The sequence below is a fragment of the Paenibacillus jamilae genome, from assembly GCF_050482105.1.
In the GTDB taxonomy this organism is placed as follows: Bacteria; Bacillota; Bacilli; order Paenibacillales; family Paenibacillaceae; genus Paenibacillus; species Paenibacillus jamilae_B.
The window spans coordinates 1-8,311 of record NZ_JBCNHI010000035.1; the positions used below are offsets into that span (position 1 = coordinate 1).

An 8,311-nucleotide genomic window follows, 5' to 3' on the forward strand; every position below is an offset into this window, starting at 1 on the left:
ATTTAAAAAAGGAAAAAGAAATTGTTAAATCGCAACTGCCTGAAACTGAGGGGACGGGTAATCTTAAGTATAAAGAAGGTTACCATATTGAACATTTAACCGGAGAAGTTAAAAAATGTACAGATTGGAAAGGTGTCAGTGGTGGGCATAATTATGAGGAGTTTAAGAAATTCTTTGACATAAATGGGAAATATGGATATGAAGAAGTAGGAAGAACAAATCATCCGGATATCTCAGGAATATCTGATATTGAATACAGATTAAAGGTTGAAGTAAAGAACTACCAAGGAAAAAGAACAGGCGAATATAAAGTTATTCCAAAAGAAGATAAGCCACCTCTTAAGAAAACCATATATGACCCTAATGTAATCTCCAGTGATGATATTGTTCGATTAGGAAAAGAGGCTATGGAAGAAGGTATAAAATCGCAAAGAGTAAATCAATTGAAAAGCCAAGCAAATAAGCAAATAATCCGAGGAGTTTCAAGTAATGGATTGAAGTTTGAAGGGATAAAAAATATTGATACTGGAGAAATCGAGAACTTTTATCCGGTATTGAAATTTGGAGAAAATTAAGGAGATAACATGATGAACACTGTTTACAATGATAAAAATAAGTTGATTCTCATGTATGAAGAAAAAGGATTTGAAAAAGGCTCAGTCATTGATGTTCTTGGTGATTTTGTGTTGGAACATGATATTGTTAAGGTATTAGAGGGTTTTTTAAACGAGTATATTGAGAGACGAGATTATATGGGAGTAATCTATTCAGATGAATACGATGTTGGGGATGAAGGTTATTTTGGCGAGAATAGGGTTTTGTTTTATTATGGAGTAGATGATAATTATGATATTGTCAGTTATAAAGAACTATATGATTATTTGCAGGTAGCGTGTAATTTCTATATTGAAAAGAACTCAGATAAAAAAGATGAGATAAACGAATATTTGTTAAGAATTAAATCCAAATATGGTATTGAAGAATAGTGGTTGGGTATGGCGATTAGTGGAGGGCTGCACGATATTGTGTAAACTAATTTAGAACTCCAACAACAAGATCGTACAATACAACCAACATTGCCACAATACGAGATAGCCACCCGTATTGTGGTCTTTTATCCTATTGAGGTTTGTTGATGAGTAGACACCACCCAGTGCCGAATGAACCCATCATTCAAGCAATAACACATTTAACCCATATAATACGTGTATAAAGATTTCGTCATTTAGTTTGTACGCACACATCAATGCTTGAATTTCATCACCTAAATAACGGTTTTCCGTTACATTGACAGGTCGATTATGGTCAGATGCCACCATGATTGACCTGTTTTTTGTTATCCTTATTACTTAAATAGGGTATTTTTTTCAATAATTAAATCTACATACAAATCCAAATGCAAAATATATTTTTAAAGATAATTCAACATCCCTCCACACAAAACAATGACTTGCCATCCCTCCCCATCAGAGTTAACATACACGCACTCAAACCACGGGAGGGAAAATACACAATGTCAAATTGGCCAGATTGGTTTCAAGAAGCATTACGCCAACGTTTTTATCAATTTGAACTAGCCAGTGAACGACAGGCTTCATGTTTATCTGAGGACAAAAATCTATTCACTCAAATGGATGAATTCAAAACCAACCAAAACGAAGATATTCAACGTCTGCTATCGGAATGGGAAGAAGCAGTAGGCTATCAACTAAGTCAGGACAAACAATCTACCTATATGAAAGGAGTTAAAGACGGGATTCGATTGATCCTTCCCATCATACAACCCACAGTTACTCGTTAGCTTTTGATCACTTTAGCCTATGATTCTATTAGTCCAATATTTCATCTATGCTCATTCCACTTTCCAAGGTAAAAACAAAATGCGCTGGTGAGAGAATGGTTATCTTCTCCACCAACGCATTAAATAGGCTATCATCAAATTGTTCCAGTATATCTTCCCGTAAGCTTAGTACTTGAATAATTTCATCCACACGTTCCTTAATTTTTGCTTGCTGCTCTTTCTCCTGCTCTAGTATCAGCATCTGTTGCCGTAGCTCGTTGAGCTCACTGGAAAGTCTGTTCGTTTCTTCATCATATACAATTTCATCAATCTGATTCCGCAACTTGAGATTTACCAATTCCTTCAGGTCGGATTTCAATTGTTGCATATGTCCTTCAATTTCAACTAAGGGGTCTCGTTCTACTTTGCTGGAAAGTACCGATTCAATATTGCCCTTCAGCGTTTTAATGAATTCTTTCTTGTTCTCATACATCCGATTAAATACTCGTACAAACGCAGAATGTAAAATTTGTTCATCAACCGATTTGGCATCACAAACTGCTTTACCTTCATTGACATACGTTTTGCATTGCCATACTACTTTTTTGGATGGATTATTGCTGTTCCAGGTTCGGCGTTTAAAAATGGCTCCACAGCATCCACAATATACTTTACTGCTCAGTGCATATTTGCTGGAATCACTCAAACCCCTTTTAAATCAAGGAACAAACAGCTTACACATGTGCCTTATGTATGTAAATAAAATATATTCCCGCACTCAACCCTAAAACAATTTTTTGAATGCAGGAACATATTCAAATTGCTCTTGACCCTCGTATATTAATGCTTCTCATCTCGACATATTACGACCACGCACTCAACGTGCCTTGAGTGTACAAAAATGATGACCCTAAGGCCTGGTCGCCCCTTGGCGGAAAATCTATCGTTTTTAGATCGGAGTCTTTATGTCTTTCTTTTTTTATTTTGACTGAAAGTGTCCCTCCTAATCCATCTGCCCCCAGGCAGTCTTGGTTTTTCTGACTTTCTGACAATCCTGTCAAACATAAAACCAGTAAAATAATTTATTGCTCAACTACCCCAAAATCATCCACATAAACATATGCTGTACCAGGATTCTTGTAAGCATACACTGTTGCCCTGGTGGCGCCTGCTCCGGTTGTAAAAGGAATGTTTACCATCGTCCAGGATGTACTGTCAGATGTTGCGGATGCATCCGTTCCTTCAAAACCATTAACGCCAATCTGAATCCGCTCTCCTATGTCTGCCTTAACCCAGGCGGTACACATATAGCTGGTATTAGGACTTAGCCCCGTAAGTACCTGCTCGATACCATCTTCTCCGGGTCCCAATCTAACACCCTTAAAGCCGCTTCTTGGTACCGATACACTTGCAGCAGTATCTGAATATGTTGCTGCCCATGGTGAGATTATCCCTTTCTCGAAATCAGATTGCCTTACGTTATTAACATAAAGTAGGCTGACACTCTCAAAAACCGGGTCCGGAGGTGAAGAAAAATCATGCCCGGCAGTCCAGTCAGTTCCACCGAACTCATATGCTCCAATATCCGGTGCCGCACCAACATAATCATTCGTGATTCCAGATATTACAACCCCTGCATTAATAGCTGGAGAAGTAGACTGCAACCTGAAATCATATGCTGTGGGATTCACAAATAACGGATTGGTTTCTGAGGTAATATTATTTCCCTCTATATGAGTACCAGGCAGTGTAAAGGCTGTAGTAAAGATATTGTTGAAAATTCTGTCGCCGTACATATCCGACTGAAAATTACTTCCCCAATATCCTACATTTCCGTTACTGTAGGTGGTATTGTTATAAATCAGGTTAAAATTACTGGGTGTATTCAATCTTATCCCTGTATAGTTTCCCCATACAACATTATGATGCACAGTATAGCCCTTGCTACCGTTATCCAGATAGATACCAGTGCCGGAATAATTCTTTGCCAGATTATCATGGATGTAATTATGATGAATTACCGTCCCTTGCCCATCCCAGGCAAATTCATAGAGTATTCCGCAGTCTTTTGTCAGCTTTCCTGCATTGTACAGATTATTATATTGTATCTGGCTGTTTTGGGTAGGCATAAATATCAGATGACGCCCAGCGTTATATACCGTATTATGACTGATTAGATGGTTTGCCCCCAATAGATAGATTGCCGGAATATCCGCTGCCGAATAATTTGCTTCATGAATAAGATTATTAATTACCTTATTTCCTGTTCCCTCTATACTCACCAGATTACCGGAACTGTAGGTCAAAGTACTGTCTCTAAGCTCATTATTGGTACCGGACATAAATATCCCTGTACTGTATTGTCTGGTAACATCCGAATCATGACTGACATATTCCGCAATCATATTAGAAACTTTACAGTAATTAGAATTAGACATTTTAATGCTGGAGGCAAAGATATTAATTCCGGTAATATTTATGTAAGAGTGGGAACTTAAATCAAATGCATAAGTCCGCTTCTTTGCTTCTACTGTCAAAGTATTCGGATCAACTCCACCAGGTGCCCATAAATAAAGCCTGCCAGTAATGCTGTCATAATACCATTCTCCCGCACTGTCAAGATCTTTAAGATTACCAGTAATATAATAGCTGTTACCGCCTGTCGCTGCAGTATCTATTTGATCAAAGGTAATGGAGCCGTCACTTGAGCTGGTAATGGTACTTTTATAAGATTTGTAGCCTGTTCCCGGAACACTCCAAACCGTTTTGCCAACCCAGTATCCAGGTGCCTGAGTTAAGTCTCCATCCTTGATGGTTGTAGTGGAACCGGAATCAACTGTTGCATATGTTGAATTTAAGGGATCAAGTGTTGATGAATTGGGCCATCTAGCTTCAAATTGCATTTGCTTATTAACAAATATCTGATTTTTTGTTCCAAGGGAACCCCTCATTTCCGCATAATAGATGGATCCGGAGTAATTTTTCCAGCCAGTAACCGGATCGGCACCGGATACCGTTACGTTCTCTCCTGTATAAGCCTCAAAGTTTATGGGTATTGCAGAAGTTCCGGAAGTATGAAGTGTTACTGTTTCCCGGTATGTACCACCTCGTATGATGCAGGTATCTCCGGCTTTCATGGTATCTGCTGCCTTTTGTATGGTTTTCCATGGATTTGATAGTGTACCAGTCCCAGTGATGTCATTCCCCGTTGTAGAAACATAATATACGGAATTTGCCTTTACAGTTTCCACACCCAGATTAAAAGTAAATACATAAATCATCATAATTACAACTAAAAATCTAAAGCCTGTTCTCTTATTCATAGCTTACCTCCTGGAATGAATTCTATTTTTAGATACGGCTTCTACGCCTGGGCTTAAGTTCACCGCTAGATATGTTCTAATATAGAAATTTGTGTATATATAAGCCCTTAATTATTTAATCGACTTATACCGACTTAAAGTTTATGATTCTTTCGGCGAAGCTTCTCCGATACTGAACCCATCCAGCCATTTCATTGACCATGCATGGTATTATTTTCTTTCCGAAATGGGTGCATGAGCATCCAGAGATTAAAGTACGCTATCAAAATGATTTCATCCCTCTGATGGAAGAATCGCGTGAAAAGTATGAGACTTATCCGAAGCATGTAGTTCCTGAATTCGCATATATTACTTTCATTGAAAATGCAGGTGTGAACAACGAGAAGTTGATTGCCCAGGCACCTTACGCGGGCATGACAGATGATATTCGTGCGGGTAAGTTGCAAGCATAGTCAATCAAGACGAATTGAACTGAAAAGCCTGAGCCTGTGCCTCATAACGTAAGACAAATTAAAACACCTACCAACCTGGTCATACCCTGTCTACTTGACAGGGGGTATGACCAGATTGGTAGGTGCCCAGCATCTTTTTTAATGTTCTCTATAACCATCTAATCTCCATTGGCTATTCTTCTTTCTCTTTTTCATCATGAAGTATCATCACTAATACAACATATACAAACTGTGCTCCGTCCTTCATGCCCTGCCAGTACAAAGCTTCATTCTCCAATGCTTGCCTGTAATGATGCTTATCCTCCCATTCCGAGAATTCAGGTCTGTTCACAATACCCATCTCAGAGAGTCTCTTCGATTCCTCTGGGCAAGGCATCAGGATCAATATTTACGCTAATTCCCAGTCAGGTCAACAACCAGGTTCTGAATCGCACTTTTACCGCTTCCATTATTCCCCGCAAATACATACATCATTGGTATATGTTGACCTTCCCTGCATCTGTTTTATTAAAGTAATTGAACCACAGCAAGTTGATTGCACGTCACAGAAGGGAATAACCTTATTTTGTTCAACTCCAAATCCTTACGTTCAAAAATGGTATCCGATCTCGGCACTTGCATATTACCATATTCCTATATTAACTCATGTTACACTTCCCTCTCATCCTCCTACTTCCAAAAATAAACATAGTAAATCCCCCAACCAATGGGTCATTCTGTAAACTAAATCTTTCTTTTAACCGATAAATACATATGCTGGGTTGTTTATTAAATATCACCTCTCGTTCCTTTTTAGCGTACAAACCTTGTTATACATATCTATATGGACTCACTGTTGTACTCATCTGCTGCTTCTTTAATCAGAAGTGAATGCAAGATGACGTGCTTTACTTGGAAATACCCATCACATATAGAAAGGAGTTATGAACTCACTTGAGCGTATTATCAGATGGGATTGGCTATGAAAGCCTACGCTTTTATGGTCCCTTTCAGCTCCTACACATCGAACAACTTCAAATAACACGTACAATTAACGATCATGCCTATTTACATATCAGTGGCATGCTCTCCGAAGAACAGGGAGCAGCTTGTATCGGTCATAATATGGAGCAAGAGCCGATTGCGATTCGTCAGTTGAATGATCAGGGACAATCGCTGAGAAGGCTGTTTCATGGGATTGTCACGCGTATGTCCGTACATTGTGTGCGAGGCGTGTATACGTTTGAACTGGAGGCCGCTTCCCATTCGTACCAGATGGATATCAAACGTAAAAGACGTTCCTATCAAGATATTCACCGCACTTATGATGATCTGGTCACTGCGCTGGTTCGAAAATATCAGTACGGAGATGCCATTGATACGGTAAGCAACCATGCCAAATTGGAGACATTTGTTTTACAATATGAGGAGACGGATTGGGCGTTTTTAAAACGCCTCGCTTCTCGCTTTGGTTCCGTACTTGTGCCAGAGGTAACCGCAGCCTCGCCCAAGGTTTTCTTTGGGATGCCAGAAGGCAAGCAGCATAAGGTGGAACGGGACGTATTTTATCGAGTACGGAAAACATTTCATGAGCTGGATGCGGAAAAGCTGGGAGAACGTGCTGGCTCGTATATCACCTATATGATCGAAAGTCTGCAATACTATGCGCTGGGCGACCTCATCACGCTACCTATTGGACAAGGCAAAGAACTGGTCGTGGTTCGAGCCGTGACAACTTTAGCAGATGGCTTACTGCGTACCCATTATGATCTTCAAGCCGAACCGGATATCCGCTATACCCGATATGAAAACAATCAGGCTACTGGAATTTCGCTGATAGGAACGGTGCTGAAGGTACAGCAGGATTTTGTACAGCTACAACTGGACATTGACCCGAAGCAAGATCCTGCTAAAGCCTGCTGGTTTCCGGTGTCCACTCGTTATGTCGCCGAAGAACATAGTGGCTGGTACGATATGCCTGAAATCGGGGAACAAGTGGAATTGTATCTGCCTACCCACCGCGAACAGGATGCCTATGTAACAGATTCGCTGCGACAACAACGCTACATAAATGATCAGCCGAATGTGAAGGTATGGCAACATGTGCAAGGTAGCTCCGTCGAAATGTCTGAGCACGAGCTGACCCTATCCACCTCCGGTGAATTTTCCATTACACTGCATGAAAGTAGCGGCATTACGATTGACAGTCCAGGGAATGTGCAGATTCAGGGTGGTCACGTGAAGCTTAATGCTGGCGAGGAACTTTCTCTCGAAGCTGGAACGGCGTTGTATTTAAAAGGCGGAGCCAGCAGCATGGTACTGGATGGTGAGACGGATACCAAGGCTCCGGTGATATATCAGGAAGGTACGGCTCAGGCACCGGTTTTCGTAGCCGACCTCCCTCCTGTGCCTGAGCCGCCACTCATGAGCATAAAAGCCTATGAAGCAGCCCAGTCAGCAGCTAGGGATTCATCTAGCAGCCAAGCCTCTACCCCTAAAGCAAAAGTCACCAGTCCAGCAGAGCATCAACAGGCGAATGCCTTGATGGGTACGGTGTCCAAGCTATTAGGCTCCATTCCAGTGATGGGAAAAGTGGTTGGCGTTGTTGCAGGAGCGCTAAGTGGACCTGCAGGAGGGGTGATTCTAAGAGCAACCGCAGCGATCCCTGTTCGGAGCAAAGGGACCCCTTCCGTTGGAGGCAGTAAAGGGAACGGCATTCATCCGTTGAAACACTTGGCTGGTCTAGCATTACAAGGGTTAATTACTCAGTATGAACA

General features: G+C 40.8%; 7 protein-coding genes and 1 pseudogene. 5 read left to right on the forward strand and 3 right to left on the reverse strand.

The window, feature by feature from the left end; genetic code table 11:
- The 3 genes from ABEW32_RS25270 to ABEW32_RS25280 form a co-directional block, all read left to right on the forward strand.
- A partial coding sequence (locus tag ABEW32_RS25270) for a CdiA family toxin C-terminal domain-containing protein (protein WP_430192911.1) occupies window positions 1-575 on the forward strand: 575 nt, incomplete at its 5' end.
- Window positions 576-584: 9 nt separating this feature from the next.
- Entirely contained in the window at window positions 585-986 is a 402-nt protein-coding gene (gene cdiI / locus ABEW32_RS25275) for a ribonuclease toxin immunity protein CdiI (protein WP_225683681.1), read from the forward strand.
- Between the two features lie 527 nt (window positions 987-1,513).
- Window positions 1,514-1,801 (forward strand): hypothetical protein, encoded by a 288-nt coding sequence (locus tag ABEW32_RS25280; RefSeq protein WP_430192913.1) that lies wholly within the window; start codon window positions 1,514-1,516, stop codon window positions 1,799-1,801.
- Window positions 1,802-1,829: 28 nt separating this feature from the next.
- On the opposite strand, the gene ABEW32_RS25285 is transcribed toward ABEW32_RS25280, so the two are convergent.
- Together ABEW32_RS25285 and ABEW32_RS25290 are read right to left on the reverse strand one after the other, a co-directional pair.
- Complete coding sequence (locus ABEW32_RS25285; RefSeq protein ID WP_430192915.1) at window positions 1,830-2,486, reverse strand: recombinase zinc beta ribbon domain-containing protein; 657 nt, start codon at window positions 2,484-2,486, stop codon at window positions 1,830-1,832.
- 376 nt (window positions 2,487-2,862) lie between these two features.
- Window positions 2,863-5,103: a carbohydrate binding domain-containing protein gene (locus ABEW32_RS25290; protein ID WP_430192917.1), complete on the reverse strand. Its 2,241-nt coding sequence runs from the start codon at window positions 5,101-5,103 to the stop codon at window positions 2,863-2,865.
- 200 nt (window positions 5,104-5,303) lie between these two features.
- On the opposite strand from ABEW32_RS25290, the pseudogene ABEW32_RS25295 reads away from it, so the two are divergent.
- Window positions 5,304-5,555, forward strand: a pseudogene (locus ABEW32_RS25295) (phenolic acid decarboxylase); the annotation flags it as partial.
- A 172-nt stretch (window positions 5,556-5,727) separates the two neighbouring features.
- On the opposite strand, the gene ABEW32_RS25300 reads toward ABEW32_RS25295, so the two are convergent.
- Entirely contained in the window at window positions 5,728-5,886 is a 159-nt protein-coding gene (locus ABEW32_RS25300) for a hypothetical protein (RefSeq protein ID WP_430192921.1), read from the reverse strand.
- A gap of 602 nt (window positions 5,887-6,488) precedes the next feature.
- On the opposite strand from ABEW32_RS25300, the gene ABEW32_RS25305 reads away from it, so the two are divergent.
- On the forward strand, window positions 6,489-8,311 hold a 1,823-nt coding region (locus tag ABEW32_RS25305; RefSeq protein ID WP_430192919.1), incomplete at its 3' end, for a contractile injection system protein, VgrG/Pvc8 family.

Excerpts from the sequence above, each read along its gene's own strand:
- ABEW32_RS25280 (WP_430192913.1), top strand. The coding sequence starts at position 1,514 with ATGTCAAATTGGCCAGATTGGTTTCAAGAAGCATTACGCCAACGTTTT.
- cdiI (WP_225683681.1), top strand. The coding sequence starts at position 585 with ATGATGAACACTGTTTACAATGATAAAAATAAGTTGATTCTCATGTAT.
- ABEW32_RS25290 (WP_430192917.1), bottom strand. The coding sequence starts at position 5,103 with ATGAATAAGAGAACAGGCTTTAGATTTTTAGTTGTAATTATGATGATT.